Genomic DNA, 26,875 nt, shown 5'->3' on the forward strand with positions numbered 1-26,875 from the left:
GGTGTCCTTCAAAAGGCTTCTTCCCTTAGCACTGATCTTCCTTTCGGCTTCAGCAGAAGCGAGGATTTTCGATTTGGGCCGTGAAAATATCGCGGCCTACTTCGGATTCACCGGAGGAACTTCCGCGGTAGGGCAGTCCGCTTTTGAAAATGAAGCGGGCTCTTCAGTCACGATTTCCAATGAAGTTAAATACAACTACTCCGGCGAATTCGGTGTGGTCTATTCAACTCCGATTGCCAGCGTTCGTTTCGGTTTTGAATTTCTGAAGCCACAAAGCCTTGAAAATCTCGTTGGCAAGAATGCCACGACGGACCTCTATACAGAAACATCAGATATCCTGGGCTACATTCCAAAGATCACCTTTGATATCAACCTCAGAAAAACCGCAGACAGTCGCTCCTTCATTTCCGCGACCGCAGGTTATGCCACTGTCACTTTGAAAAACAGCTATACGCTGACGGCGGCTGGCCAGGCCGCTTACCCTGGCATGGACGACAAAATGGAAGCGAAAGGGACGGGCATCCTGTACGGAGCTTCCCTGGGACATGAAAGCTTCCTCACTGACACCACAACAATGTTATTTGAGTTCGGCTACAGAAAACTGAACATTGAAGATCTCAAGTACACTCGCAGTGGAAGTTATTTCGGCACTGCTCACAATGACGGCGACGCCGTGTTGAACAACGGCTCTCAACGCAATATCGATCTCTCGGGTATGTTCCTGGGGCTCAGCTTCCGTTTCTATATGTAGCGAATGAATCTCGCTACCTTCAAAGACGTTTAAACCGAGTCTGAGACCTGGTTTCGTGCGCGTAATTTGTATGCGGTGCTTCTTAGTTGAATTGCTGACTGGGCCTGTGTTACGAGGCTTTCAAAGTTGTTTACTAAGGAGTTTAATGTGAAAAATCTTTTCGTGGCTGTTCTTGGCTTTTTGATTCCTGCTGTTAGCTTTGCATGGATTCCGCAAATGCAATTTCAAGTGACTCCACAGTGGGCTGCTGTGCAAGTTGTGAATCCTTATGGATTCGATGTTGTCTGCCAAGGTCAGGTGTTTGGTCTTACTCAAACTGGTATTTGGGCAAATGCTTGGTTCCAGGTTGTGGTGCCAGCTGGTGGCTATCAGTACGCATATGTTTACGCAAATGGTGGATACTATTTCGTGAATGCTACTGCAAACGTGCAGTGCCAGTAGTTTTTTTGCCAGTTAGGAAATGAAGTCCTTAACTGGCTAGGCTACCGAAGAATCGAAAGTCAGAACTAGTAAAGACTTTCGATTTCTTTGGTGAACTTCTTGTCGAGGAATTTTCTTTTCACTTTGAGTGAAGGAGTGAGTTCCCCAGCTTCAATAGTGAATTCCTCAGGGAGAATCAAAAACTTTTTGATGGACTCGTAACTTGCCAGTTGCGTGTTCGCATCGGCCACGGCTTTGCGAATGATTTCATTCACAAACGAGCTTTTCACAAGTTCTGGCCAGTCTTTGAAAGCAACGCCCTTTTCTTTCGCCAGCTTTTCCAGACCCGGACGATCTACTGTCAAAAGAGCGACGATATATTTCTTTTGATCGCCGTGGATCAAAACATTAGTGATATAAGGACAAAGTTTCAACAGGCCTTCAAGGCGCTGCGGAGCCACGTATTTTCCACCAGCGGTTTTGATGAGGTCTTTCTTGCGATCAGTGATCTTAAGGTCGCCACCAGGCAGAAGTTCGCCGATATCGCCGGTGTGATACCAACCATCTGTGAAAGCTTCTTTCGTTGCTTCCGGATCGTTGTAATATTCTTTCATAACTTTATCACTCTTCACTAGGATCTCGCCGTCCTCGGCGATTTTCAATTTCACTTCACCAATCGGACGGCCGACACTGCCGAAGCGGTAGTTGAACGGAGTGTTCACGGTGATAGCTGCTGTCGTTTCGGTCAGACCATAGCCTTCAAGAATTAAGACGCCTGCAGAGTGAAAGAAGAGGGCGATATCTTTTGAAATCGGAGCTCCACCACTGATGGCAAAACGCAAACGACCGCCAAATGCGTCCGAGATTTTACCTAGGACAAGTTTTCGAGCGGCTTCATATTTTAAGAGCAAATCCAATGGCAAGGCTTGGCCACTCATTTTATATTCGCCCACTTTTTTTCCAACAGACAATGCCCATTCGAAAAGTTTCATTTTTAAAGGTTGAGTTTGAATTTGCGCCCAGATCGCTGCGTATATCTTTTCAAAAATACGTGGCACCGACATCAAAAATGTCGGACGAATATCAATCATGTTACCGCGGATTTTTTCCAGGCTTTCAGCGTAGGCCATGGTGAAACCGATATAGGCATGTCCCCAATGTTCTATGCGCCCAAGAATATGTGCGTAGGGGAGGAAGCTTAAAGATGTGTCTTTTTCGGTAGCGCCACAAAGTGGAAAAGCTTCGGAAACCTCACTGATCGCCTGAAGATGTGTCAGAACAACACCCTTAGGACGACCGGTCGTGCCTGAAGTATAAAGCAGAGTTGCGGTGTCTTCAGGAGTCAAGGTTTCACAAAGTTCTTTGTAGGCTTGCGAATTCGTCTGACGATATTTCTTTCCGATTTCGTGCAGGGTCTTCCAAGTGATGACCTCTGGATCGGGACAAGTGTCTTCGAAAACAATCACTTTTTCCACGGAAGGGCACTGTGCCTTCACGCTTTGGAAGATTTTTAGAGGTCCGCGCGTTTCGGTAATTACGAAGCGCGCTTTGCTATTATTCAAAATATATTCAACGTCTTCAGGAGTGTTATTCTGATAGATCGGAACAGTAATGGCTTTGATGCCAAAGATTGCGTAATCAGCCACGGACCACTCGTAGCGAGTGTTGGCCATGATGGCAACTCGGTCCCCAGGCTTGATACCCATAGAGAGCAAAGCCGAGCCGATCGTTTCAATGTCTTGGTAATACTCTGGCCAAGACTTGGTAACCCATTTGTCATCGACCTTAAATTTGACGGCTTCCCTTTGAGGATCGCGAGAACGCATTTCTAGAATGGAATTACCCAGGGTGATTTTTGTGGTCATGTTCAGAATACTCCTCAAGCTGCCGTACTACTGAGACCTCAAGAGTGTATATCTTCTTTGAGATCTTTTCTGCTGTGATCTTATTTTAAATACAACTCGACAGTTTCTTTTTGATCGGCATGAATCATAACAGTCTTTTCTGCCGACAGTCCTGTCAGTTTATTGAATGCTTGTATCTTAACACCGACTTCTGCCTGAATGTAGTAAGCGTCGTTTTCTGACTTAATATCTACAGGGACTCCTGAGATACGCAATTCAGGATTTGCTCCACCATTTGCAATTTTAATATACAAAGTAGCTACGCGTACCAATCTTTGCAGATTGCCATCAATAGTTCCGACATCTGTCGTCGGTGTATATGTCGTTACATAATCGGAATAGCCTTCTCTTACAAGACGGATATTCGCAGGGACATTGGCTCTGAGTGTCTTTCTCATTGGTGTGTAGCCACCGGTGTCGACGCCGTTGATTACGACGCGAGCCTTATCCGGATTACTCTTGATCATGACAGTGTACTCTTGAGCCGTGGCTGCTTGATCTAGTTGCTGCACGTCGCCCACTGAAGCAGGGGCTGCCGTTTCTGCCGGAGTCGCTGAAGCACTCGTTGGTGGAAGACCCACAGTTGAGGCTGGATTTTTAGTTGATTTTTTAACGATGAAATTATTGTAACTCCACCATGCGCCGACGGCGATGACCAAACCCATGACGGCTTTCATCGCATAACCTGTATAGTCAGGGCCTGGCTTTGAACTCTTAATGGCGGTGCGTGTACCCATTCCAGATGGAGTGCGAGTCATCGTACCATGATTGCCTGTAAGAGTTCCCGAACCCGCAGATGTGCGAGTGTGTGTGATATTGGTGTTTGTCTTAGGACCTAAAGGCTGAGGTGGTGCTTTCAAACTATCTAAGTTGACCCGAATATCTGTCGACGTATTGATATCCAGTTTTTCCTCTGAGCTGTCATCGGCTGCAACCGGAGCTTTCGGGACATTCTTGGGAGGAACGCGGATATCATTTTGCGTAACAATTGTTTTGTCTTCAGTCGCCTGAGCTTGAATCTTCGCGAACTCCACAAGTTTGCGGCGTTGCTCTAGGAAAACTTGAGAGAAGGCATTCTTCATAAACACACTGAAGTCGTGTGGAGAAAACTCGGGATACTGGGTGTTTAAGAATCTATTCAAATCACGGTGCAATGCCGCCGCTGTTTGATAACGAAGGCTGCGATCTTTTGCCAAAGCTTTATTGACGATGCGCTCAAGCTCCGGAGGAATAGACGGATTGATTTTACGAATGGAAGGAACCTGGCATTCGCGGATTTTACGCAGAATTGCCGCTTCACTGTTCGAAGTGAATAGGCGATCATTCGCCAAAAGCTCCCACAACACAATACCCATAGAGAAGATATCTGTGCGCGGATCGATGTTTTGTCCATCGGCCTGCTCAGGGCTCATGTAGCCGTATTTACCCTTAAGAGTTCCGGCTTTGGTCGCTTCCATTTGCGTTTCCGCTTTGGCGATACCGAAGTCGATGATCTTTACTTCACCTTCGAAGCTGACCATGATGTTCTGCGGACTCATATCACGATGTACGATGTTCAATGGACGACCTGTCGTACCATCAATACAGCGATGGGCGTGGTCCAAGCCGGCAGCAACTTCTTTGATCATGAAAACGATCTGTTCGATCGTAAACTGAGTATTTGATTTTTTTAGTTCGTTGAGAATCTGACGAAGATTGCGGCCTTCGACGTATTCCATCACCAGGAAGAACTGACTTTTCTCAACACCGAAGTCATAGATGGAAACCACGTTGCCGTGGTTGAGGTTGACAGCGATTTTCGCTTCCTCTTTGAACATGTCGATGAATTCTTGATGATCTGAGTACTGAGGGAGAATGCGCTTGATAGCGACAAATTTATTAACACCCACGGCACCTGTCGACTTAGAAAGGTACACTTCGGCCATGCCGCCCGCAGCGAGACGCTCTAGAAGTATATATTTTCCGAACTGTTCCAGTGCTTGAGACATGAAAAGCTGTTCCCCTTTGAGAAGACTATCGGTAAAATATGGATATTCTTTAAGGAGATTCGGATATGAAGTGGGTTGGACTGACCGGAGGTATAGCTTGCGGCAAGAGCACCGTGAGTCGGAAGCTCGTGGAACGTGCCATTCCCGTCGTTGATGCCGATCATATTGCAAAAGAGGTCGTCAAAGTTGGATCTTCTGGACTTAAGTCTATCGTGGAAGAATTTGGACCAGATATTTTATTGGCCGATGGAAACCTGGACCGTCGTAAGCTCGGCCAGAAAGTTTTTGGCAATCCCGATCTTCTCCATAAACTGGAGGCAATAACTCATCCGCTGATCCGCGAGGAAACGAGAAGGCTTCGTCGTGGTTATGAAAATCAAGGGGCCGCATTGGTCATCTATGATATTCCACTCTTGTTTGAGACCAAGGCGGAAGAGCAATTTGATAAGATCATCGTTATTTCGTGCACCCGCGAGCAGCAGCGGGAACGTCTGCGCCGTCGCAATCAGTTGAGCGACGAAGAGATTGAAATGCGTATTGCTTCGCAGATCCCCATTAAATTCAAAGAAGAGAAAGCCGATTTTGTTCTTTATAACAACAAAGACGAGCAGCATCTGCTGAAAGAGATTGATCGTCTGGTTGCCTGGCTGGAAGAGCTGAAAAAAAATTAGAAGTCGAAGTTGTAGCCGAACTGCCCAAATAGATCAGGACCAGTGACCGCAAGGCCAAAACCAAATTCAAAAGTGAATTTAGTGCCCGCTCCGGCTGAGGCGCGCAGGCGCCATCTTTTTATCTGCACAAAATTAGCGAGCTCACCGGAGGCATCAAAGAAGCTGCCTGCAGCCAGACGGACATAAGGGTGATAGTCGTCTTCGCTGACATACCAGCGTTTACCGACGAAGACCCCAAGAATGTTGTCCTTGTTCAGTTCGCCTTGGAAATCCCAGGTGGGCAACAGGTCGGTTCCTTTTAAAGACGAATATCTTAAAGACAATAAGACCCCTTGGGCCCATTGGTCATTCTCAAGAAAGTTTCCGCCCGCATATCCTAAGGCCACATTGATTTGTGAAGTGGGGATCCTATCTTGGAAGCTTAGATTCTTTTTCTTCAAAAAGGGATCTTCCTGCGTCGTCAATGGCGAAGGCTCTAAAGTGGTTTTAGTTTTCGGAGCGGCCTCCGAGATGAAAGCACTCAAGACCAAGGTCAAAAAAAGGATCGAACGTAAAAGTCGCATAAGACAAAGCATAATTTATCTCTACAATGTTGTTAAGCACTTCGGAGGCATAAATATGGTTAATCGAGGAAATTCTCTCCTCACAGGTCTTGCTGTGGGCCTGTTGTCAGTATCTCTTAGTCAAAATGCAATGGCCACGGACAGTGTCAGCACGACGATTCATCATCAATATCAGGCACCTCGTGCATTGGGGATGGGGGATGCCTTTGTCGCTGTGGCGAATGACTACTCTGCGATTTTTTATAATCCCGCGGGTCTAGCTCGATTGGAGCAGGGCCAAGTGAATTTGTCTTTGGGAGTGGGAGCGACGCCGGGGGCGAAGGATTTTTACGATGAGTATAAAGCCATCGAAGGATCCGGGAAGACTGAAACTGACAAGCAGACAGACTATCTCAATCTTATTCAAAAGCATTATGGTGATGTTTACTCGCTTCGCTTGAGTCCGGTGGATGCAGTTTGGGTTCGCCCGAAATGGGGAGTGGCTCTTATTCCCATGGATCTTTCTGTGGAAATGGCGATGCATCAGCAGGTGGGCCCGACGATGAATACCACTGTGTATGCCGATACGACCTTGGCTTTGTCGTATGCAGATGATCTTCATTGGTTTGATTACGGTCGCTTCTCGATGGGTATCACCGGGAAGTTTGTGAATCGCGGATTCTTCAGTAAAGCAATCAGTGCCGTGGATCTTGCTGCCAGCAGCCAGATCGTGAGGAAGGAAGATCTAATTGAGGGTTACACAGTTGATGCTGACATTGGACTGTTGTGGACTCCGGAAATTCCTGATGAAGGATTTTGGTCAGTTCTGAGACTGGCTCGTCCCACCTTCGGTGCAGTTGTGCGCAATGTGGCTGAGACAGGCTTTGGACATTCACTGAAATTGGTGAACAAAGAAGCCCAAGAGGGGACACCTGAAAAGCTGTATCGTGTTGTCGACGTGGGAACGCGTTGGGAGTATCCAGCCGCTTGGATCTTTGGAGGCCGTGGCGTACTTGATGTGCGCGATATGGGGCATCCTGACTTTAGCTGGCGTAAAAGTCTTCACGCGGGTTTGGAGTTCGATTGGACGGTTTCAAGCTGGTGGAAAGGGCATTACCGCGGTGGCTTTAGCGAAGGCTATTGGACTGCGGGGCTATCTGCAGAGTTGGGGATCTTCAATCTTGATGTGGTTAGCTATGCGAACGACGTGGGATCGAAAAGCACACCTGTTGAAAGCCGCGTGTATGCAACGAAACTCAGCTTAGATTTCTAAAGATTTTGTGCCTTCCAGAAGTCGACAAGTTGCTTGCCGATTTCTGCGGGGCTTGTGCTTGAAAGGTCGATGCTTTGGCCGTCACCGCTAGGCGGCAGACTTGCCAAAGCGTCATCGATTGATCCGCAGATGTCAGAATTGGCATTATTACTTCCAGAACAAGTAGCCTGATAAACGGTGGCAATGGCAGAGCCAACGGACTCAAGCTTTGCGGCAACTGCTGGATCATTTGGATCTGCCGCCGCTAAGTTTGCAATTTCTGTTTCCAAGTCAGCCTGGATGGTATCAGGATCGAAGCTAGGAATCAGTGCAATAAGAGTTGTGGCCGTTTTTGCCATAGCCGCAACCAAAGCCATTCCTTTATTTTGAGAGGCCACGCAGGCATCAAATGTCGCATCCGCATTTGAGCCCAAGTTCAAAAAAGACATCATCGCCGTAGCACTGCTGCCACCACTGTTACTGTCCTTAATTGCAGTCAAAGCTTTCGAAAGATTTTCCGTTTTCGTCACACCCGCAGCGATGAAACCCGCAGAGCAGCGAAGCGCATTGGCTGTAGGAGTATTAATTGAAGCAATCTTCGCGACGCAGGCATTGGCGCTCGAGGCGTCGGTGGCTTTGTCGAGGCAATATTGCGCATCAGCGACCTGGTCTTTTGTCGTTTCTTGCTCGCATCCCGCCAACAGCGAGGAAAGCCCGATGAAAAAACTTACAGCTGCAAATTTCTTAGAGAACATTTTCAAACTCCTCTTGAGTACCACCAAAGTACTTATCGGCTTTTAGTCGAGGACCTTAACTCAGTACCTAGGACCGTATTTTATTGAGACGTCTCAATGTGAGGCCCCAGTCTGCCGATAGAGAAGATGAAGTTTTTTTGACCACTTAAAGCGAGAGGCCTATGAAAAGGATTTTCTGGATTGCTCTCATTCAAATAGTTCTATTGCTTGGATTCACATTGGATGTGAATGCCAGGGAACGTCGCTCTTTCTATTCAGGCATTCGCTGTCAAGCTATGGGCGGTGCCTGTATTGCCGTCGTGAATGATGAAACTGCTTTGTTGGTGAATCCTGCGGGGCTGGGAAAGCTGCGCGATATTTACGGGACAATCTTTGACCCGGAAATCGAGTCCAATACCAATGCCAATGATATGTATGCGGACTCGGCCTATTCTAATCCCTTCAATCTATCAGACGTAAAACCAGCTTTGGATGCAAATCGTGGTTCGTACTATCACGCGAAAGCCCAATTGTTTCCGTCTATTGTTGGCAGAAATTTTGGTATCGGTATCTATGGAAATTCTTTACTTGATGCGCAGATGAGCGCAGACGGAACTACTATTGACACTTACTATCGCAGCGATTTAGCTGCTGTCTTGGGTTTCAATTTCCGGTTCTTCGATGGTCGAATCAAACTTGGAGTTAACACCAAGCTGATTGATCGGGTGGAAGTTGATAACACCGCTTTGAGCTCTTCAGGCTCTTTGGAGTATAAAGATATTGCTAACTCGGGCTTGGGTCTTTCGACAGATGTCGGATTGATTCTTTCCGCTCCTTGGACTTTTCTTCCTACAGTTTCCGCAGTCCTTAGAGACATCGGTGGCACTAGTTTCAATCAGGGATCAGGATTTCGCATGTCGACGACGGGGCGCCCGAACGTAGTGTCTCAGGATTTAGATGTCGCTGCGGCACTCTTCCCAATTCATAGTAATTATGTTCGATCAACGTGGACCGTTGAGTACCGTGGCTTATTAACAACAGCGGATGAGCCTGATAAAGCTAAGCTTTTACATGCTGGTATCGAATTGAACCTCGGGGATGTGTTCTTTGTTCGGGCGGGTTATAATCAAAGGTATTGGACAGCGGGATTGGAACTCGCATCGGAACGCTTCCAGTGGCAGCTCGCTAGTTACGGTGAGGAAATCGGAACTGTCGATACGCCAAAAGAAGATCGCCGTTATTCATTGAAGTTTGCATACCGCTTTTAAGGATGAGGCATGAGCAAGTTTAAAAACATTCTTATTCTAATTGCTTGTCTGGGACTAACCATGTCCTGTGCGAAGCCGAATGTTTTTGAGGACTATGCCTCTAAAGATTCTGATGAAGCTCTATACGCTGATGCGCAAAAGAAGATCGATGCTTTGCAGTGGGATAACGCCATTGATATTTTAGAAAATCAATTGTCAGCGGGATTCAAAACTCGCAGAGATGTTCTGAATACTCGTGCCGGAGCCTATGCGGGTAAATGCGGAATTAAATTCTCCACTTTGGTGAATGGTCTTAAAAATGCTTCTGGTGGTTCGGCCAATATCTTTCCGTATATGATGAATCTTTTTTCCGGAGTCACTGTGACGCCATCAGCCTGTGAGAGTGCGATCACTATTATGCAGCAGATTGGCGCCGTGGGTGTACGCACGGCTGATGAAAACTTGTTTATTTCCATATTGGGCCTGGCTCGTATTTCTACAACATTGGCAGCGAAGTTGGATGCTGTCGATCATGATGGAATTGTGGATGCAGGATCAAATGTTTGTGATGATTGGGTGGCCGGAGTTGCTCAACATCCATGGACAAATGCAGAAGATCCGTTGGATGACTATCTTCCTCCTCTCGCAGCCCCGGCTCATTATCTAACGACCGCAGATATCCAAAAGGTTGCGGCTGGTGTGGGATTAATTACTGAAAATTTAACGGCATTGGGTGATGTTCTTGGGGCTGGCAACAGCGTCGTGGGAGCGATCTCCAATATTACGACGGCTTGTACCTCCGTCGGGATAACTTGCACGATTACGGATCCCGCATTGGTGGTGGATCCTAAAGTCATTTATGGATTTCGATTGATTTTAGATACAACGGCCCAGGGCTTTGGTTCATGCACCTTGGGAACAACTTTTTCAGCCCCAATGCATGCTCCTCCAGCAGTGCCAGCAGACTATGCCGGTGTCTGCTGTCCATTTCATAAGATTGTACCGTAGGATGTCGTGCTGATGATAAAGATCATAACCTCCTTACTTTTAATGGTCTTCTCTCAGGCGGTCGCCGCGCAGCAGGTCTATGAGACGGCTCGTTCGCTTCGTTCTTTGGGAATGGGGGGGATGTATATTCCGATCGTGAATGATGCAGATGCCTTATTTTATAATCCAGCAGCATTGGGCAGGCTGAAGGGAATGAATCTTCTTTTGGCAAACGTAGGAGTTGGAATTAACAGTGATAGTATTTCGGAAATCGACACCTTAACAAGTTTTGATCCGAATGATCCATCCTCTTTTGACAGTCTCTTTGGTAAAAGAATTGCCGCGCAAGCGGTCGCTAAAGCTGCGGTGGCCCTTCCTTATTTCGGTTTGGGATACTTCACAAACTATGATGTTTCCTTGGAGCTTCATAATCCCGCTTACCCTCAGTTCAAAACCTTCTTCTTAAATGACTCAGGGTATGTCTTGGGGGGCGCGGTGCCGCTTGGGCCTGATAGTTATTTGGGTATGAACTTTAAACGCATCAATCGTTGGGGCGGAGAAGAAAAAGATCTCGGTCTCACGACCATTGCCAACGGGGCAAGCTTTTCGGACATTGGAAGTAACTTTGATAACAAAGGTGTTGGTTACGGTCTTGATTTGGCCGCGATGACTACGCTTCCACTTCCTCTGGGGCCCACTTTTGCGTTGGTATGGCAAGATGTTGGAGGAACCGCATTTACCAAAACAAGTGGGACGGATGCGCCACCACATATAGAACAAAATTTGAGTGTCGGTGCGGGTTTGGGTTTTGATCTTCCGGGGATTGATTGGACAGCGGGAGCGGAATTGCGCCATTTGTTGGAGCCAGATATTCAAATTGGTAAGAAAATTCATTTAGGCACGGAGCTCTCTTTGCCTTTGATCGATCTCAGAGCGGGTATTAACCAAGGTTACTTCAGCTATGGTTTGGGTGTGAATATTCTCATTTTCCATATTGATGCTGTTAGTTACACCGAGGAGCTTGGCGTCTATCCAGGCCAAACGGCAGAGAATCGCTATGCGGTGAGCCTTAGCATTGATTTAAGCTTTGATGCTAACTTCCATTTCACGGATAATAACGGCAAGAAGAGAAAACTCAAACAACGCCGGTAGTCCATAAATGTTGCAAATAATTTCCATAGAAAATCGCTCGCAAGTAAACGAGCTGTTTGCCAATTATAATCCTCGTGAACAATCCTGGCTCGTGTCGGATCTACGCACTAAGTTTGAACTGCAACAGAAGATCCTGGCTCGCGATGGTCAATACATCGACGAATCAGTTTTGCGTGCCAGCGATCTGTGGAAGATGTTGCTTAAACGCCTGGAGCCGCGCCTTCGCTTGATCAGCGATCCTTTTGCGCGCTCATTGCTTCGTACGATCATGGATGAGAACGCCGATGTCCTCGGTGTGAACTCTTCCGCCGAAGACACAGTTTTCTCGTATATCGACCAAATGGCGGCGATCATTTTCCATCCTGAAGGTACTAAGCGTCTGGATGAGTGGTTTGAGAATCATCCCGAAGCCAAGAATCGCTGGCGTGAATGGTATCTGCGCGCCCGCTTTTGTGCGATTAAGCTGATTGAAGAACACAATGTGATTACTTCTGATTGGATCACCGCTTATCTGCAAAACTTCAATGAACTTGAAAGAGTGTGGAACATTCCTTTGATTGTGGATTTGAGTGGGGAGATTTCCCGGGTCGAATCCGAGATTCTGCATGCGATTTCCCGTTCCATTGACGTGATTGTGCTTGAGCCTTCTCCGGAATGGCGTGCGGACTTTCATTTCCTGCTTCGACCATACGATGAACTGCGCGCACAAAGCACCAAATCGATAAAGCTTCAACCCATCGCCAAAAAAGAAAAGACCAAAGAGATTTTGCGTTTTTCAGGAATGCTCGCTGAAATTAAAAACAGCGTGGGCCAGGTGCGCGAATGGTTGAATGCGGGAATTCCTGCGACATCTATTGCGATCATTGCGCCTGATATTGAAACTTACTGGCCGGTTCTTCAGGCCTTTCTAGCCGAAGAAGGTATTCCCTATCAAAAAGATATTACTCACAAGGCGCAAAGCTTACCGTCGGTAACAAGATGGCTGGCGACTTTACGCTCAAAAAGTGGACGCCTGTCTTCTTCGGATCTGGAAATTGCCTTCTTTGATAAAGGTGAATCGCAGGATCTTCGCTATGAAGAATTTAAGTCGCTGTTTAAAAGTCTCTATGTGAATGAAGACCTAGCTCGTAATGAGATCGTTTATAAGATCTTCTCGGGACAGTTGGATATTTCAGGATTAGTAAGCCGAGAAGAGTTTGTCGGGACCGCGCTGAAAGAATGGCACACCAGTGAGACTGAGATTGTGCAAGTGGTGCTTCGTGAGCTTTTGCAAAACGCCACAGCCAACACCAAATTGATTTGGAAAGAGTGGCTGAGCTATCTTGAGAGTATCGTCGCCGCGAAAGAGTACAGCCTTGAAAAAGGGGAGTCGTCGGGCATTCTGGTCACGAAGCTGATGTCGGCGCACAGTGAAAAAGCCCTTTATAGAATTTTCGTGGGGCTGACTGATGAGTCTTTGAAATCTCGCAACAAAACTCAACTCTCCGGCCAAGACTACTTTGAATTGGCTAAGGATATTGGGTTCTATTTGGATAATCCGGATCAAAGCGATCTGGAATTTGAATTGCGCTTGTTGGCGGAAGCGGATTCGGTTCATGACATTTACTGCTTCGGAGCGACAGATCTTTCCGGCTCCTTGTGTTCTCCATCAACATTCTGGATGAGTCTCAGTGAGCATCATGAGGCCTTGGCTTTGCCAAAGGAAACTCGGTGGGATGAACTGCAGCACTCGGATTTAAATGCCGAGAATGAAAGACGCTCCTGGTTGAGTCTACGCCGTGATGATCTTGAGCAAAGGATTCGTCAGGATCTGGGCAAGGAAGAATTGCCGAATTTAACCTTAGCGGAATTGCCAAGAATTTCGGCGTCTGCCATTGAAAGCTTTTTGGAATGCCCTTTCATTTTTGCGGCGCAAAGATATTTCAAACTTAAAGATCTTCCGGATATTGATCTGGATGTGGATCATCGCACGCGCGGGCAGCTGGCCCATGCGTTGTTTGAGAAGCTCACAGTTGAACCAATGCGCTTTGATTGGAAGCTGGAAGAGCTCGATGCCATTCTTGAAACCATTCGTATTGAGCGTAAGCTGGTTTTTGCAGACGAAAGACTTTGGACGCCACTTAAAAAGAAGCATATTCTTTTGGGGCAGCGATTCTTAGAGGTTGAGAAGAACTGGCGCAATGAATTTAAGAAGACCAAAACGATTGCTCGCGAAAAACGCTTTGAGTTTTATCTGGATCCTAAGACCGAAGAGATTGGCAAAGAGGCCCAACCAGGAACCTTCAGAATTTCCGGCCAGATTGACCGTATTGACAGTGATGACCAGCAACACCTTATTGTTTTGGACTATAAGAGTTCGGCGGGGGGAATCACGGCGCATTCTTCTTGGTTGAAGAATCATGAGATACAGTTGCTGTTTTATATGTGGGTTCTGGAAAAGTCTTTGATGGAAGAAGTGCAGGGCGAGGTGATCGGCTTGTTCTATTATATCTTCCGCACTTTTGATCGTAAGGGCTTTAAGATTGAAGATCTGGCGGGATCATTGTATCCGGCTTCAAAGCGCAAAGACAAAAATGCCACCTTCGAGGCGAAGGATCTTTACCTCACGGAATTTAGTAAAATCTTAATGGGAACTTTGGATCGTATTCAAAAAGGCGAGGCCACTCCGAAACCAGCAGACTTCCAAACCTGCCCAACCTGCGAATGGAGACGACAATGTCGAGCCCCTCACCTCAATTAAAAAACACCATTCTTCGAGCTGGAGCCGGTGCGGGTAAGACGACAACTCTGACCAAGACCTTTTTGCAATTTGCGGATGATTTCAAAATCCGACATCAGAAGTTTCCGCGTATTGTGGTCACGACCTTTACTCGCAAAGCCACTCAAGAGTTGAAGGAGCGTCTTCTTAAGAAAGCCTTGGAAGAAAAGCGCGAGGATCTGTTTCAGTTTGTAAGCTCTCGCTCGCAAGTTCAGATCTCGACCATTCATGGTGTTTTAAGTTTGTTCTTGTCCCGCTATGGCTCATCCATTGGTTTGACGCCGGATTACTCGATTTTAAGTGAAATCGAAGTGCGCAGACACGCACGTAAGATCATGCGCAAGTATATCCTCGAGAATGCACAACTGCAGGAACTCTTGGAAGAGTATGATTTCCAAACTTTGGAAAGCGCGCTGCTGCAGTATTTCTCTGAAAAGATTATTTTTCCGAAAGCCAGCTTTATCTCCAAATTGGAGCTGCAAAAGGAAACCAAGAAGCTGATTGATGCCATTGGTGGTTGTTTAAAGAATGTGTGTTTGGAGATTGAACACGAGGCTGAAAACGATAAATGGAAAGACTATGCCGCCTCCTTGCGAACCTTCAATTGGTCTGTAGAGAATGAAGACTTTGCGGGATTCTTTGAAAGACTGCAAAGTTTATGGGATTTCACAACCAAGCCTCAGTTTAGAAAAGCCACTCCTCCTTTTAGTCTAAGTCTGAATGAGGAGTTGGAGGAATTGCGTGGTCGCGTGGACAAGCTTTTGGAAGAGCCACGCTATCGCCCTGAATTCTGGGCCAAGCATCAAAAGAACTGTGAGCTGTTCGAGGAGTTGGCCAACAGCTTTTGCGACGACTTTTTAAAATTGAAATTAGAAAGTGGTTTCTTGTCGATGGCCGACTTGGAAACCTTGTCCTATAAGATCATCAAAGATTCTCCGGACTCTGCCGAGAAGTTCTCGTTAGAGTGGGATTTCTGGATGGTCGATGAATATCAGGATACCAGCCCCGTACAAGTGGAACTGCTTGGGAAACTTGTCGGCAACAGACCGGTCTTTGTGGTCGGCGACCCCCAACAAAGTATTTATCTTTTCCGTGGAGCCCGATCTGAAGTATTCCACGATAAAGTGAAAGAGATCGAAGCGGAAGACGGTGATGTCCAAGTGAAACTTGTGAACTATCGGTCGTCGCCGGAAGTGTTGGAGTTCTTTAATCACTATTTCACCAGAATCGGCCGGCAGTTTGCTTCGATGACTCCAGATCCGAATAAAGAGAAAAAAGGCCCCACAGATCCGGTTGTTCAGGTGGTGCGAACCGAAACCTCTGATGAAGATGATATTTCTGCAGAGACTTTGGCGGCAGTGGCTCGCATTCAAGAATTATTGAATGAGGGTGTGAGTCCTGAGCAGATCTGCGTTTTGAGCAGAACCCATCGAACTCTGGAAGACATTTCCAAAGTGGCTCAAGAATATGGTGTGCCTTTGCAGCTTCATAGCGGCAGCGGTTTTTATGAACGCCGTGAAGTTCTGGATGCTTTAGCCATTTTGAAATTCTTGGTGAATCCTCATGACAATGCCAACTTTGTGGCGTTGTTGCGGTCACCATGGTTGCATATTTCAGATTCAGAGCTGTTAACCTACTGTCACAGCTTTAAGCATTCCTTCTGGAAAGAAGCTCTGAAAGCTCTAGATTCAAAACCTCAGAATCAGGGGCGGGCTCATCCGTTGCACTTGCTCAAACAGTTGCAGAATTGGAGTGAAGAGCGCGGTCTTTCCTGGACATTGAAGAAAGCTCTCGTTGAATTGGGACTTTTTGACTATTCGGCGCGCATTGATTCAACCGGACGAAGAGAAGCAAATCTTTGGAAGGTGGTTGCCTTATTGAGTGGCGAAGAGCGCCGTCCAGGATTTAACTTCCTGGATTTCTTAGACACCAGCTTGGATACTTTGTCTACGGATGAGGGCGGTGAAGACTCGGATGCGACTCCGGTCATCGAGCCCAAACGTGTGAACTTCATGACCGTGCATGCCTCCAAAGGTTTGCAATTTGAGCATGTGATTTTGCCAGGTATGGGGAAAGATCCCCGAGCCAGCTTTGCGCCGATGATCAGCTTCCACGAAAAAACGGGGCAATGGACTTTGAAAGTCCGCGATGAAGGGTCACAGGCGATGGCGGGCAGTGTGCTGGCCGATCAAATTGTTGATGAACTTCGTCAGCGCGAGGCTGAAGAATTCAACCGGGTTCTTTATGTGGCTTTGACCCGCGCTAAAAGTGGTGTGACTTTGCTTTGGGATCATAAAGTCGGCAAAAAATCCTGGGCGGCTCAATGTCCACTCAATTTGGAGGAAGGTCTGCACGAAGAGCAGGATTTCTCATATGTGGTCCGTCGTGAGAATCCTCAGCCAAGAAAAATGGCCGAGGAAGATTTGCAAAGAAAAGAACTGCGCAGCCCATGGCAGGCGTCGCAATCTGAAGAGCGGAAGAAATATATTTCCGTGACCGAGCTTGTGACTCCGGAAGGAGTGACGGGGGCGGAGTTCACGGCACGTGTTTCACAGTTGGCTCCAGGCTTGGCGAGAGCACAGCAGGGAACCAATGCGCATAGACTTTTTGAAGCCCTGAAGTACACCTCTTATAGTGATCTTACCAAGTTTGCGGATGAAGACTTGAAGAAACCGCTGGAATTTCTAGCGACGACCAAAGAATTGCCGATGCTTGAGATTATTGAAAAGGGTCACGTGGAGTGGGGCTTTGCATTGTCATATCAGAACTCTTTGATGCAGGGGCAAATAGACCTTTGGGGTATTGTCGATGACACGCTTTGGATGGTCGATTACAAAACCGGCTCGCAGCGCTATTCAGACACCGCCTTCAAGCAGCTTGAGGCTTATACCTGGGCGGTTCACCGCATGAAGTATCTTGAGAACGTGAAGTCGGTGAAGCTGGCCGTGGTTTACCCAATGGATGAAGTGGTCAAGGTTCAGGAAATCAAAAGCCTGGCAGACCTCGATAAGCGACTGGAATCCCAAATTCAACACTATCTAGCGAAGAAGTAGAAACTGATCCACCGGGTGAGAGAATCCGGCCCACACCCGCTATGGGTGTAGTGATCACGAGTCCAAAAACAAAACCCGCTGGTTGTGAAGTCAGCGGGTTTGCTAAATGCATAGTTCGAGTGACTAAGGTTTTTCTACCAGACTAACTGACCTTGAATTTGAGTCATCGAACTGTTGCTTAAGCACCAGCTGGCCATGTTGTTCGCGTAGGAGCCATAACTAACCCCAAACTTTGCGATGTAGGCTTGGTCTATAAACTGAGGCAACGAACTACCTTTGGCGAAAAAATTTGTTTGAAGACCTTCATTAGCTAGTTGCTGGTTGCGGCTATACGCCCTGGCCTCTGTGCAAAAAAGGGTTCCAAGAACATAAGATACAACTCGTTGGTCAAAATTATTAACACCCTGTGTTTTGTAGGTACTAACGAAGTTTTGTGATGCTGTACTTACATAAGGATATGATCGAAGATAGAAGTCGACCTCCAGATCATCTTTTATATGTACAAGTTCGTGTGCGATTACATGCGCCTGCTCTTGGGACGCCAAGCCGTTGCTAACATAAATAGTGATGGCGCTGCCGCTGATCTTATAGCCGCCACCATTGTGACCATTAACAGATTGAATATCGCTACTGCTCATAGAGAGATAACTAATGGTGTAGCCTTGATTTCGTAAGGTGGTCAAATCACCTAAAGACTGATTGCCTGTAGATGTTTTAGACAGCAGACCTTCTGCGCTGGAGCTATCGAGCACCATCAGGTCTCCGTTCGCCTTTTCAAATTGCGGAACGCAGCCAGTTGTTAATAGGCCTAAAAGCATCAAGGGCATAAAACTTTTTTTAAATAAATTTCCCATAAATTTAGTATCAGCAATGCACATGCCATGTCTCATTTTGAGATTTTCTAATGCCGGTACGATCACTATTCAAATACTTCTGAGTCCCCAGCGGCGCAAAAATGCGCAGAATAACCGATTGTCCACTTTTGTCCCTGTGTGGAAGGGCATATACGTAAAATGGAATGGACTTATTTTTGGTGTCACATCTGCCTTCTTTCTCTGTTAGATAATTTAGAAAATCGGTGCGCCAGTAAAAGTTAATGAAAGTTTTAATAACTATCTTTTTCTTGTTGACGAGCATTCACGCTCACAAGCAGACGATCCCTGCTATTGAAATTCTGCTTGGCGCGCCAGCTATTCTTTTGCTCAAATTGTTGAATGGCGCCCAACTCTGGGCGATTCATCAGGCAACATTCTTAATTTGCAGAAGTCAGATGGCTTTGGGAAAACCACCGAAAAAGCCTTTTTTAAAACCCGTGTTATACCTTCGGACTGAAAAATCCACATCCGTAGAGGAGGTAACTCGTGAATATTAAATTTCTATCAAACACCGAACTCATGACAAGATTTGGGAAGTTGGTTCAGACCGAAAGAAAGATCACGCATTTGGTGCTGGAATGTATTGCAGAAATTGATGCGCGAAAAATCTATCTCGAGAGGGCTTATCCCAGTCTTTTTGAATTCCTGGTAAAAGAGTTCGGTTATAGTCCATCTTCAGCTGTTCGCAGAATTGAATCTGCCAGGCTGATGCGCGAGCTGCCGCAGATTTCCGAGAAAATCGAGGCTGGAGCCTTAAATCTTTCACAGCTTTCAAAAGTTCAACAGGCAATTCGTACTGTTCAGAAAATTGAAGATCGTAGGATGGATGTTGATGAGAAGTGCGATCTTTTGAGAAAGATTGAGTACACCACTCAAGATCAAACGGAACTGATTCTGGCGCAAGAGCTGTCACTGTCAGGAGGGGCGGACGATCGCAAGAGAACTCATCGAGATGAATCCGTCACTTTGACCATCACGTTCACCAAAGAGCAAATGACTATTTTAGAGCAAGCCCAAGATATGATTGCGCACAACGTCCCTGAAAAGAAGTGGGCAAAAGTCTTTAGCTATCTTGCGCAGAAGGAAGTTGAGCGACGAGCTCAGGTTAAAAGGCAAAGCCAGGTTAAACGACCAAGCCGAGAAGAGGGGTTACGGACAAATGAAAATGATCAGAGTTCTCCAGCCACCGAGGTTAGACTCAACGAAAGAAAATCTATTCGTCCGAACCTTCGAAAGGAAATATTGGTTAAAGGAAAATGTTGTGAATATAAAGATCCACTGACTAAGAAAGTCTGCGGCAGTACACGTTTCGTTCAGATTGATCACATCAAGCCAGTTTGGGCGGGTGGAGACAACAGTCCTGATAATTTAAGAACGCTATGTCGACAACATAATAACTTTAAATATGCGAAAGAATCCGGCCTACACCCGCTACGGGTGTAGAGCAGCAGAGTACTAAACAGTGGCATCGGAAATAAAAAAAAGGGTGGATTGCTCCACCCTTTTTGGGGTTCTTTAATTTACTCCGACGAAGTCGGTTTTAGTAAACATACTCAGGGTTCAACATGCTTGTGAAGCGAGCGAGATCTTCGATCGTGTACATCAAGTTTTGCTGAGCCGTTGTCAAAGGAGTTGCTTCCATCATCAAGCCCATGATCACATCACCAGAAATCGTGCCTTTGCCTTTCAAAGTGATTGAGATGTTTGCAGTCGCCTCTGTCAAAACTTCCTGGCCAAGACCTAGCAAATCAAGCTGTGCCATTGCTGCGTTAGTGGCTTTAACCGCAGAAACTTGTTGCAAGATTTGGTCAAGTTGATCAAGTGGAACCTGCTCAAGAAGCGGTTTCAGCTGAGTGAAGTAAGTCATTGATTTAGTCATCATGCCTCTCAACATTTTAACCTGAACATCGAGTGCCAAGTTAGGATTAGCAGCGATTTGTTGTTTGCTGACCAATACTTCATTCGCATTCAATTTTTCCAGAGACTTCACAAGGTCCTGAGCCACTTTTTCACCATCAGCCTGGAGTTTCTTCAACTCTTCACTTGTTGCGATGATCTCAGCCATTGCTTTACCTTTAAGTTTTGGGTCAGCCTTGATAGCTGCCGCAACTTTTCCGTTCAAAGTCATGTCAGCGTTCAAGACATTGATGATGCCTTGAGAAAGATCCGCTTTATTCTCAAGCAAAAGACCTTTTCTTGCTGCGCGATCCACAAGAACATTGGCGCCTGTCGCATTGTCAGCTGCGAAGAACTTAACACCCGCTGCTGATTTAGAACTTTGACCATAACGAGCCACTGCTGCGCGGTCTTTGATTGTTCTTCCACCTTTTAGAGTTCCCACTTTAAAGAACTCAGCAAAAGTGTCCAAGCCTACAGAACGGTATTGATTCGTGTCTGCCAAGCTGCCCAAAGTCGCTGCATCAAGCAAGTTTCTGTTCACTTCAACCGGCATATCCACCGTTTGAAGGTTGTGGTTTTGATCCACGAAACCCGCTTTCAATTCACCAGTCATGATCTCAAGCAAAGTGATCATGTTAGTTGATTGAGAAGCGTCTTGAACACCCAAGAAGTACTGTTCAAACTCGTTGTAACCAATCCAGCCAGTTTGTGAGTCGTCAGTCAAAGCTGCTGGGTTTGCAGTCAACAAGAACTGAAGAGCAAATTGTTTGTCATAACCGATACCCAAAGTATCCAAACGATTTCCAGTCGAAGCAACAGAAGCATCGTAAACGCGGCGAGCTTCCAAGATCTTAATGTCGTTCTTCTCGTCGAATTTCGCTTTTCCTGCTGCATCGACCGCTTGAGAACCGTCTTCATTAAGAACAGGAGTTCTCAAAACATATGGAACCGGGATCAAACGAGCTTGAATTTCTTCTTTCGTTTTACCGAAACCATAGTCCGTATTCGGGATACGTAGAACTTCGTGGAAGAAGTCGTAACCAAGGTATGCGGCTTCACGGAAGTCTGCCAATTCAGCTTGGTTCAAAGCCGAGCGGTAGATAACCATTTGGAAGTAGTCGTCTAGGAAGCCGCGCACTGTGCGGAATCTTTCGATAGAGCGACGGATAACCGCTACTTTGTTTGACCAACCGAAGTTGATACGATCGCCTGCATGGTAGCTTGTTGCATAAGATCTGTTATAGTTTTGGATCTCATTTTTAACGATTTCAGTTGCAGAAGCACCTTGGTCGTACAATGTACAAGCTGGTTCTACGCCCACCAATTCATCATGACATTGGCTGTAATGCTTCAACAAACCTGACTTATCAATGTTCTGTTTTTGCATTTCAGACCAGTTGCTGTAGCCCAAGAATTTCTTAACATCGTCAAGTTTCATGAACTTACCATCAATCACTGAGACTGATTCTTTAGCCTGGTTCGTGATCATACCGCCAGTTTTAGCCGCGATTTCTTTTGCTTTGTCACTCACTTCAAGCAAGCCAGTGTAGATCGCTCTCAAAGCGTGAACATCGTATGTACCAGGACCTACGTATTCCATTTCCGGAGCCGCGATGTAGTCCATGATTGAAGTGTAGTTACGAGCCGTTTTTTCACCAGCAAAGTTGAAGTTTTCTTTATCGAAAGAACCTTTGAAGTTGTGGCGAAGACCGATCGCATGACCTACTTCATGAAGCAAAGTTGCTTTGATTTCTTTTTTGAACAAAGTATTGAAGTCAGCTTCCAAGAACTTATCGTTGTACTCGTTACGAGAGTACAAGAAACAGCCACCGCGTTTTTTCGCAGCATTCTCGAATTTTGCCGTCATTTCCTTCATTTGTGCTTGCTTCGTCAAAACCGCTTTGATTTCAGGAGACAAGCCTTTTTCCGTGCGCACAAGTTCGCGAGCAATGATTGCTTCAAGCATCATTGGGTCATTCTTGAAGTCGCCAGCCAAGGCTGTTTCCAACACACGGCGAGTGAAGTCTTTATTTGAAGCAACTTGAGCCTCAGAAACCTGAGTTCTGCCTTTAACCGCCTTACCTTTAGTTTTCCCAGCTTTTGCTGCAGAAACCAATGAAGTAATCTTAGAAGTCATTTTTTGGTTCACAACCGGACGAGCCGAAAGAACCAGTTTCTTCAAGTAAGCACCGAAATTCTTCGTCAATGAAGTCGCAGAATCTGCAGCTGCATTGCCAGTGCTTACACCAGCTCCTGCCGCTTGTCCCTTAGCTGCCGCTGCTTCTTCAGCCTGTTGTTTTTGGAATTCCGCCAAAGCTTGTGTTTTTGCTTCTTCCAAAAGTTTTTCGTACTCACGGGACTCTTTATAGTTTTCCATCATGCCGCGAACTTCGGTCTCTGAGTTGCCAGAGTACACGATCACGTTGTTGGCCATGATAGTTCCAGAGTATGGATTCGGAGCGAACTGCGCCACACCCAGAAGACCGTTTTCAGCTGGCATATCCATGAACCACAAGTAGTTGCGGTCCAAGTCACCCAAGTGGCCGCGAGTGGCGTCATCTTCTGTGTTCAACACGATGAAGTCACCAGAGCGGTCCATGTCAGTACCTTTGAAAGCTTTGTGGAATGCTTCATTCCATTCGGCAACCACTTCTTTAGCAGCTTCCTCGATCAAAGCTCTTCTTTCTTTAGGAGCATTCGCAAGACCACCAACCCAGTAGTTCAAAACTTTACCGTTACGGAAGTCATGAATGATCGGGCGGTTGATTTGGCTGCCTTCACGACCAGCACGAACACCAGGTGTCGTCACTGTGTCTGACATAGTGAAGATTGCAAAGTTCATTGAACTTTGTTGGCTCGTAGAGATGTTTGGTGCGAATTGCGTGTCATCTACTGCTGCGTTTGTTCTTTTCTTGAAAGAAAGACGCTCAACAACGTTGTAGTTAAGTTGCGCACCTTCAGCGGTTTGATTCGCACAGTCTGGTCTTACAGTGTAAGAACCTGCAAGAGAGAACTGCATGATGCCGTCGTTCGCCAATCTCATATCCATATCGGTTACGGATTGAGAAGTTTCTGCCTGCCAGCAAGCGCCAGCATCGAAGAATGCAAGTGGAGAGTTGGCTACCGGAATTGTATTTTTAGTCCAGTCGATCTCAAGGTATTCAGCATCTTCTTTTTTAGCCTCAATAAGCTTAGCTACTTGGACCGCTACGCCATCAGCATCAACAGTTTCCAATTTGAAGTATTTTACCGGAACGCTAACCAATTCCTCTTTATCTTTAGGACCTTGGCCGATGTATTGGATCAAAGCTTTTTGATTGCGCACAACCAAGCGGTCTTTTTCAAGCTCGAACTTAACTACGGCCATGTCACCGCTGGTTCCAGTTTTGCCAACAACCATCATGTTCGAAGCGTCTTCAAAAGTTCTTCTGAAGTAGAACTCGCCATTGAGGTCAGAAACTTTGATAGTGTTCAAAGGATCGATGATACCTGTAGGGCGAGCGCGCTCTGCGCGAACTTCGCGAGAGATTTCCACCAAACCTTGAGCTTGAGCTTTCGTAACTTTTTGAAGCTCAAGAGTGTTGCTGGTGTTTTCTTTAGAGTCCGCTAGATTCAAGCGGGCATTTTTGTAAGTCACTGGAACTTTCGCTACGAGGCGAAGAACACAATCCTTTTCTGTTGATACAGTGGCGTCACAGCGAAGGATTTCGCCATTTGCGCGACCAGTATTGATAAGTCTTTGCTCGTCAGCAGAAAGGGCAGACATTTTTGTCAATTCATAGACTTTCATGTCTTCGCTATCAAGTTTAGTCAAAACCTTTGCATCATCAGCTACGAACTTCATATTGAAGTTGTAACGAGCTTGCAAATCTGCCGCTGTAGAAACTTTGTTATCCAAAGATTCCATAGTGAAGATTTGATCCATTTCTCTTTTTTGCTCAACGCTGCCTACGTCTTTACGACCGTCAGAAGTTGTATTCAAACGGATGTGAGTCGCCTGGCTGAACTCCGTTTCACGAAGAGTCAAAGTAGACGTGCTTTCGCGAAGTTCATTCTTGGTTCTTTCAAGAACACCTTTAGCTTGGATGTCATATTTAAAGAGAGGAACAAGCACGTTAACCGCAGCGCGGTTCGTAATAGATAGAGAGCGAGCTTTTTGGGCCGCCGCCATTTTGGCAACGATTTCCTTCTTAGCGCTTGCAATAGTGGCTTTTTGAAGTTCGATAGACAATTGTACTTCGCCCGGAGAGACGGCGAGTTGTTTTTCCAATTTCGTCAGAGAGTTAAGGTTGTTCGTCAGTTTGTAGGCTGTCACATATTTAGAGTCGACGCCAAAAACGATTTTGAAGTCTTGGCTTTCTTGGCCCGAAACTTCAAGGTTGTTAAACATGAAGCGAAGACGCTGAGGGATTGCGGAGTCCTCAGGGTCAATAGTTACAAGACCTTTTTCTTCAGAAGCTTTGTTGCCAATTGTATTGGCACCAAGGGTGCGAACACTGGCTTTGCTGCTGACTTTGTATCCAGCGCTTTCTGAAATTGTACCGAAATCAGAAATTGCAAAAGTTTGCAAAGCTTCTGTATCAGTTAAAGCCGCATCCCGCGTTTTAGTACAGCCTGACGCCAACAAAGCGAAAGACAGTAAAGCAGTAAAGGCTTTTGTGTATTGAGGTCTGTGAGCCATTGTTCTCTCCATTCCATTAATGTCACCGCCGCATCCCCAATTCGAATACACCGAGGGCGCGGGCAGAGACTCTCTCTTAGGGATTACTAGTGCATTGAAAGTGCCATGAAGAAATTTCCCTAATGACTATTAAATGGTTTTAACGGAATTTAACTGTCCAAAAACTTAACAGGGGACAATTCGCGGGCTTCTCATTTTTAGACTGAGTTTTAGAGGATAAAGACGTTTTTACAAAGGGAGTTTTGAGACTTCGCAGACCACAAGTCTGAGGTGATTTGCGAGAATGGTTTGTCGGATTTTCTCGAGAGAACAATCGCCTCTTCCAGAAGAGATTTCCACATCAAGGCTTTGTCTTTTTCGTTCAACCAGGCTTGCTCGGTAGATGGGTAAAATTGCTGGGCAGACTGGCGGTTATCAAAGACTTTTTGATAGTTGAAAACGCCCAAGGAGGGAACTGCTTTCCAAGGGGCTTTACTGAACTCCACCTGATCATCAATGAGGATTGTGCGTTGAGGTGTCGCCCCAGGCAAGAGTCCTTCAAAGGACTTCTTGTATCGTTGTGAGAATTTCAAGTTGCTGTCCTCTGAAACTTGCTGCAAGTTTTCTTTGGAAAGCACTCGGTAAGCGATATCAAAAGCACGTCGGCCGTTGGGCAAAATAAGCTTCTTCAACAGTGCTTCATTGCGGGATTTTTCCCCACCGCTGAAAAAGCTGATGCGCACCTCAGGATGTAAGGAGAGCGCTTGGAGTACTTCGCCCAAATGCTCTGTCGGGCGATAGGTTTTGCCTTCGATTGCGATGTTCTGATTGTCGATTTGATTCGGGGACGTGGTGTCGATGGAGTAAAAGGTTGTCCAGTCGATGTCGAAAACAATATCAATAGGTGCGGCCTGGGCATAAACACTCCCTTGAAAACTTAAAGCTAAGAATAAGCTCGCAAGGAAGAGTTTCATCGTTTTTCCCTATGAAATGCAGCCTAGAAGGCCACCGTCAAAGAGCCGTAAACCAAGGAACTATTTTCGTCGATCAGGGCGACATTTGAGTCAACGCCATTGGCTTTGAGAGCATTGCCTGAGTTCGTGTGACCCACGGCGACTGCGAAAGCGTCATTGATGGAGTAGCCAAGTTCTTCAGTATGTTCGAATGATTCTTTGATGTTGTTTTGGTAAGTCAGGCCATTTTTGTGGATGAACTCGCCGGAGATGCTGACGCCAGAAGCCCAGTCATAACCCACAGAAATTGACTGAGATGAACTGTACTGCGTGTTCACCGCGCCATTCATGGCCGTATCATACTGATGGAAGTTTCTTCTCAGGGAAAGACCACTCACGATGCTGAGTCCCTGAATGAGACGCTCGGGATTGATCGATACGCTCACGCTTCCAGAAACCGCGCCCTGCATGTTTTGCAAGGTTCTTGAGGCCTTTGATGTTGGGGCCACGACGCCCACTTTATAGCCCATCATGATAAGCTTGCCGAGGGCCACTGGTGCGCGGAGCAATCCTAAAGAGGTGTCACCAAAGTCATCGCCTTGAGGATCAACGAGATCTTGAGAGTATCCACCGTCAAGACGAAGCGTGTAGTCCTTGGTAAGTTTCATATTGAAACGGGCAGCATAGTCCATACCGTCTTTGCGGGTGCCGTCTTGAAAGTCATAAAGGCTGGTCGAGCGAGAGGCTTGCACGAATCCACTGAAGATCGAACCATGACGGGGATCTTGCACTGTGGTGGTTGAAGAGGCGACAGACGCATTGTTGTTGGCAAAAACTTGCGTTGTCAAAAAAAGTGCTGGTAAGAAAACAGTCAAAAAACCAGTGACCGATTGAGCTGTGAATTTCATAGACAGGCCTCCAAATAGGATTGATTGCGAAGGTGATGCCATTAAATGCATGACTGGGATGAAATATAAGGCTTTTGGAGCGCGACAAGATGTTTAAGCATTAGACACCAAGCCCAAGTAG

Annotated in this window: 19 protein-coding genes; 11 read left to right on the forward strand and 8 right to left on the reverse strand. The window is 46.3% G+C overall.

Annotated elements, in window-relative coordinates:
* Position 1 precedes the first annotated feature (1 nt).
* Both NWE73_RS04320 and NWE73_RS04325 read left to right on the forward strand, forming a co-directional pair.
* On the forward strand, positions 2 to 751 hold the full coding sequence (locus tag NWE73_RS04320; protein WP_277577053.1) for a hypothetical protein: 750 nt from the start codon (positions 2 to 4) through the stop codon (positions 749 to 751).
* Positions 752 to 898: 147 nt separating this feature from the next.
* Complete coding sequence (locus NWE73_RS04325) at positions 899 to 1,192, forward strand: hypothetical protein (RefSeq protein ID WP_277577054.1); 294 nt, start codon at positions 899 to 901, stop codon at positions 1,190 to 1,192.
* 65 nt (positions 1,193 to 1,257) lie between these two features.
* Here the strand turns inward: NWE73_RS04325 and NWE73_RS04330 are convergent, their stop codons facing one another.
* Both NWE73_RS04330 and NWE73_RS04335 read right to left on the reverse strand, forming a co-directional pair.
* A complete protein-coding gene (locus tag NWE73_RS04330) occupies positions 1,258 to 3,036 on the reverse strand; it encodes an AMP-dependent synthetase/ligase (RefSeq protein ID WP_277577055.1) in 1,779 nt (592 codons plus the stop codon).
* Positions 3,037 to 3,116: 80 nt separating this feature from the next.
* Positions 3,117 to 5,063 (reverse strand): serine/threonine-protein kinase, encoded by a 1,947-nt coding sequence (locus NWE73_RS04335; RefSeq protein WP_277577056.1) that lies wholly within the window; start codon positions 5,061 to 5,063, stop codon positions 3,117 to 3,119.
* Between the two features lie 65 nt (positions 5,064 to 5,128).
* Between NWE73_RS04335 and coaE the strand changes: the two genes are divergently transcribed.
* Positions 5,129 to 5,734, forward strand: a complete 606-nt coding sequence (gene coaE / locus NWE73_RS04340; RefSeq protein WP_277577057.1) for a dephospho-CoA kinase — start codon at positions 5,129 to 5,131, stop codon at positions 5,732 to 5,734.
* Here coaE and NWE73_RS04345 read toward each other — a convergent pair.
* Positions 5,731 to 6,297 (reverse strand): hypothetical protein, encoded by a 567-nt coding sequence (locus tag NWE73_RS04345; protein ID WP_277577058.1) that lies wholly within the window; start codon positions 6,295 to 6,297, stop codon positions 5,731 to 5,733. The genes coaE and NWE73_RS04345 overlap by 4 nt on opposite strands.
* A gap of 55 nt (positions 6,298 to 6,352) precedes the next feature.
* Here NWE73_RS04345 and NWE73_RS04350 point away from each other — a divergent pair, with 55 nt between their 5' ends.
* Positions 6,353 to 7,549 (forward strand): PorV/PorQ family protein, encoded by a 1,197-nt coding sequence (locus NWE73_RS04350; protein ID WP_277577059.1) that lies wholly within the window; start codon positions 6,353 to 6,355, stop codon positions 7,547 to 7,549.
* Here the strand turns inward: NWE73_RS04350 and NWE73_RS04355 are convergent.
* Positions 7,546 to 8,283, reverse strand: coding sequence for a hypothetical protein (locus NWE73_RS04355; RefSeq protein WP_277577060.1), 738 nt, complete (start codon positions 8,281 to 8,283; stop codon positions 7,546 to 7,548). The genes NWE73_RS04350 and NWE73_RS04355 overlap by 4 nt on opposite strands.
* 161 nt (positions 8,284 to 8,444) lie before the next feature.
* Between NWE73_RS04355 and NWE73_RS04360 the strand changes: the two genes are divergently transcribed.
* The 5 genes from NWE73_RS04360 to NWE73_RS04380 are packed head-to-tail and all read left to right on the forward strand — an operon-like array spanning position 8,445 to position 17,459.
* Positions 8,445 to 9,530 (forward strand): PorV/PorQ family protein, encoded by a 1,086-nt coding sequence (locus NWE73_RS04360; RefSeq protein ID WP_277577061.1) that lies wholly within the window; start codon positions 8,445 to 8,447, stop codon positions 9,528 to 9,530.
* A 9-nt stretch (positions 9,531 to 9,539) separates the two neighbouring features.
* On the forward strand, positions 9,540 to 10,517 hold the full coding sequence (locus tag NWE73_RS04365) for an outer membrane protein assembly factor BamD (RefSeq protein WP_277577062.1): 978 nt from the start codon (positions 9,540 to 9,542) through the stop codon (positions 10,515 to 10,517).
* A gap of 12 nt (positions 10,518 to 10,529) precedes the next feature.
* Positions 10,530 to 11,648 carry a PorV/PorQ family protein gene (locus NWE73_RS04370; RefSeq protein ID WP_277577063.1) on the forward strand — a complete coding sequence of 373 codons (1,119 nt, stop codon included), beginning with the start codon at positions 10,530 to 10,532 and terminating at the stop codon, positions 11,646 to 11,648.
* A 7-nt stretch (positions 11,649 to 11,655) separates the two neighbouring features.
* The gene (locus tag NWE73_RS04375; protein WP_277577064.1) at positions 11,656 to 14,388 is read left to right on the forward strand and encodes a PD-(D/E)XK nuclease family protein; all 2,733 of its coding nucleotides are present in this window, start codon (positions 11,656 to 11,658) and stop codon (positions 14,386 to 14,388) included.
* Positions 14,364 to 17,459: a UvrD-helicase domain-containing protein gene (locus NWE73_RS04380; protein ID WP_277577065.1), complete on the forward strand. Its 3,096-nt coding sequence runs from the start codon at positions 14,364 to 14,366 to the stop codon at positions 17,457 to 17,459. Before NWE73_RS04375 ends, NWE73_RS04380 begins: the two co-directional genes overlap by 25 nt.
* A gap of 134 nt (positions 17,460 to 17,593) precedes the next feature.
* On the opposite strand, the gene NWE73_RS04385 is transcribed toward NWE73_RS04380, so the two are convergent.
* Entirely contained in the window at positions 17,594 to 18,379 is a 786-nt protein-coding gene (locus tag NWE73_RS04385) for a hypothetical protein (protein WP_277577066.1), read from the reverse strand.
* Between the two features lie 176 nt (positions 18,380 to 18,555).
* Here NWE73_RS04385 and NWE73_RS04390 point away from each other — a divergent pair, with 176 nt between their 5' ends.
* Together NWE73_RS04390 and NWE73_RS04395 are read left to right on the forward strand one after the other, a co-directional pair.
* Positions 18,556 to 18,831, forward strand: a complete 276-nt coding sequence (locus NWE73_RS04390; protein ID WP_277577067.1) for a hypothetical protein — start codon at positions 18,556 to 18,558, stop codon at positions 18,829 to 18,831.
* A complete protein-coding gene (locus NWE73_RS04395) occupies positions 18,821 to 19,777 on the forward strand; it encodes an HNH endonuclease (protein ID WP_277577068.1) in 957 nt (318 codons plus the stop codon). Before NWE73_RS04390 ends, NWE73_RS04395 begins: the two co-directional genes overlap by 11 nt.
* 97 nt (positions 19,778 to 19,874) lie before the next feature.
* Here NWE73_RS04395 and NWE73_RS04400 read toward each other — a convergent pair whose 3' ends face one another.
* The 3 genes from NWE73_RS04400 to NWE73_RS04410 all read right to left on the reverse strand — a co-directional run bounded on the left by NWE73_RS04400 (position 19,875) and on the right by NWE73_RS04410 (position 26,754).
* Positions 19,875 to 24,914: a zinc-dependent metalloprotease gene (locus NWE73_RS04400; RefSeq protein ID WP_277577069.1), complete on the reverse strand. Its 5,040-nt coding sequence runs from the start codon at positions 24,912 to 24,914 to the stop codon at positions 19,875 to 19,877.
* 209 nt (positions 24,915 to 25,123) lie between these two features.
* Complete coding sequence (locus NWE73_RS04405) at positions 25,124 to 25,867, reverse strand: hypothetical protein (protein ID WP_277577070.1); 744 nt, start codon at positions 25,865 to 25,867, stop codon at positions 25,124 to 25,126.
* A gap of 23 nt (positions 25,868 to 25,890) precedes the next feature.
* On the reverse strand, positions 25,891 to 26,754 hold the full coding sequence (locus tag NWE73_RS04410; protein ID WP_277577071.1) for a hypothetical protein: 864 nt from the start codon (positions 26,752 to 26,754) through the stop codon (positions 25,891 to 25,893).
* Positions 26,755 to 26,875 lie beyond the last annotated feature (121 nt).

This window comes from Bdellovibrio svalbardensis (assembly GCF_029531655.1).
GTDB lineage: Bacteria > Bdellovibrionota > Bdellovibrionia > Bdellovibrionales > Bdellovibrionaceae > Bdellovibrio > Bdellovibrio svalbardensis.

What these genes read in the sequence shown, in the direction of transcription:
- NWE73_RS04330 (WP_277577055.1), bottom strand. Translation starts at nt 3,036, where the DNA reads ATGACCACAAAAATCACCCTGGGTAATTCCATTCTAGAAATGCGTTCT.
- NWE73_RS04335 (WP_277577056.1), bottom strand. Translation starts at nt 5,063, where the DNA reads ATGTCTCAAGCACTGGAACAGTTCGGAAAATATATACTTCTAGAGCGT.
- coaE (WP_277577057.1), top strand. Translation starts at nt 5,129, where the DNA reads ATGAAGTGGGTTGGACTGACCGGAGGTATAGCTTGCGGCAAGAGCACC.
- NWE73_RS04345 (WP_277577058.1), bottom strand. Translation starts at nt 6,297, where the DNA reads ATGCGACTTTTACGTTCGATCCTTTTTTTGACCTTGGTCTTGAGTGCT.
- NWE73_RS04350 (WP_277577059.1), top strand. Translation starts at nt 6,353, where the DNA reads ATGGTTAATCGAGGAAATTCTCTCCTCACAGGTCTTGCTGTGGGCCTG.
- NWE73_RS04355 (WP_277577060.1), bottom strand. Translation starts at nt 8,283, where the DNA reads ATGTTCTCTAAGAAATTTGCAGCTGTAAGTTTTTTCATCGGGCTTTCC.
- NWE73_RS04360 (WP_277577061.1), top strand. Translation starts at nt 8,445, where the DNA reads ATGAAAAGGATTTTCTGGATTGCTCTCATTCAAATAGTTCTATTGCTT.
- NWE73_RS04365 (WP_277577062.1), top strand. Translation starts at nt 9,540, where the DNA reads ATGAGCAAGTTTAAAAACATTCTTATTCTAATTGCTTGTCTGGGACTA.
- NWE73_RS04370 (WP_277577063.1), top strand. Translation starts at nt 10,530, where the DNA reads ATGATAAAGATCATAACCTCCTTACTTTTAATGGTCTTCTCTCAGGCG.
- NWE73_RS04375 (WP_277577064.1), top strand. Translation starts at nt 11,656, where the DNA reads ATGTTGCAAATAATTTCCATAGAAAATCGCTCGCAAGTAAACGAGCTG.
- NWE73_RS04380 (WP_277577065.1), top strand. Translation starts at nt 14,364, where the DNA reads ATGTCGAGCCCCTCACCTCAATTAAAAAACACCATTCTTCGAGCTGGA.
- NWE73_RS04390 (WP_277577067.1), top strand. Translation starts at nt 18,556, where the DNA reads ATGAAAGTTTTAATAACTATCTTTTTCTTGTTGACGAGCATTCACGCT.
- NWE73_RS04400 (WP_277577069.1), bottom strand. Translation starts at nt 24,914, where the DNA reads ATGGCTCACAGACCTCAATACACAAAAGCCTTTACTGCTTTACTGTCT.
- NWE73_RS04405 (WP_277577070.1), bottom strand. Translation starts at nt 25,867, where the DNA reads ATGAAACTCTTCCTTGCGAGCTTATTCTTAGCTTTAAGTTTTCAAGGG.
- NWE73_RS04410 (WP_277577071.1), bottom strand. Translation starts at nt 26,754, where the DNA reads ATGAAATTCACAGCTCAATCGGTCACTGGTTTTTTGACTGTTTTCTTA.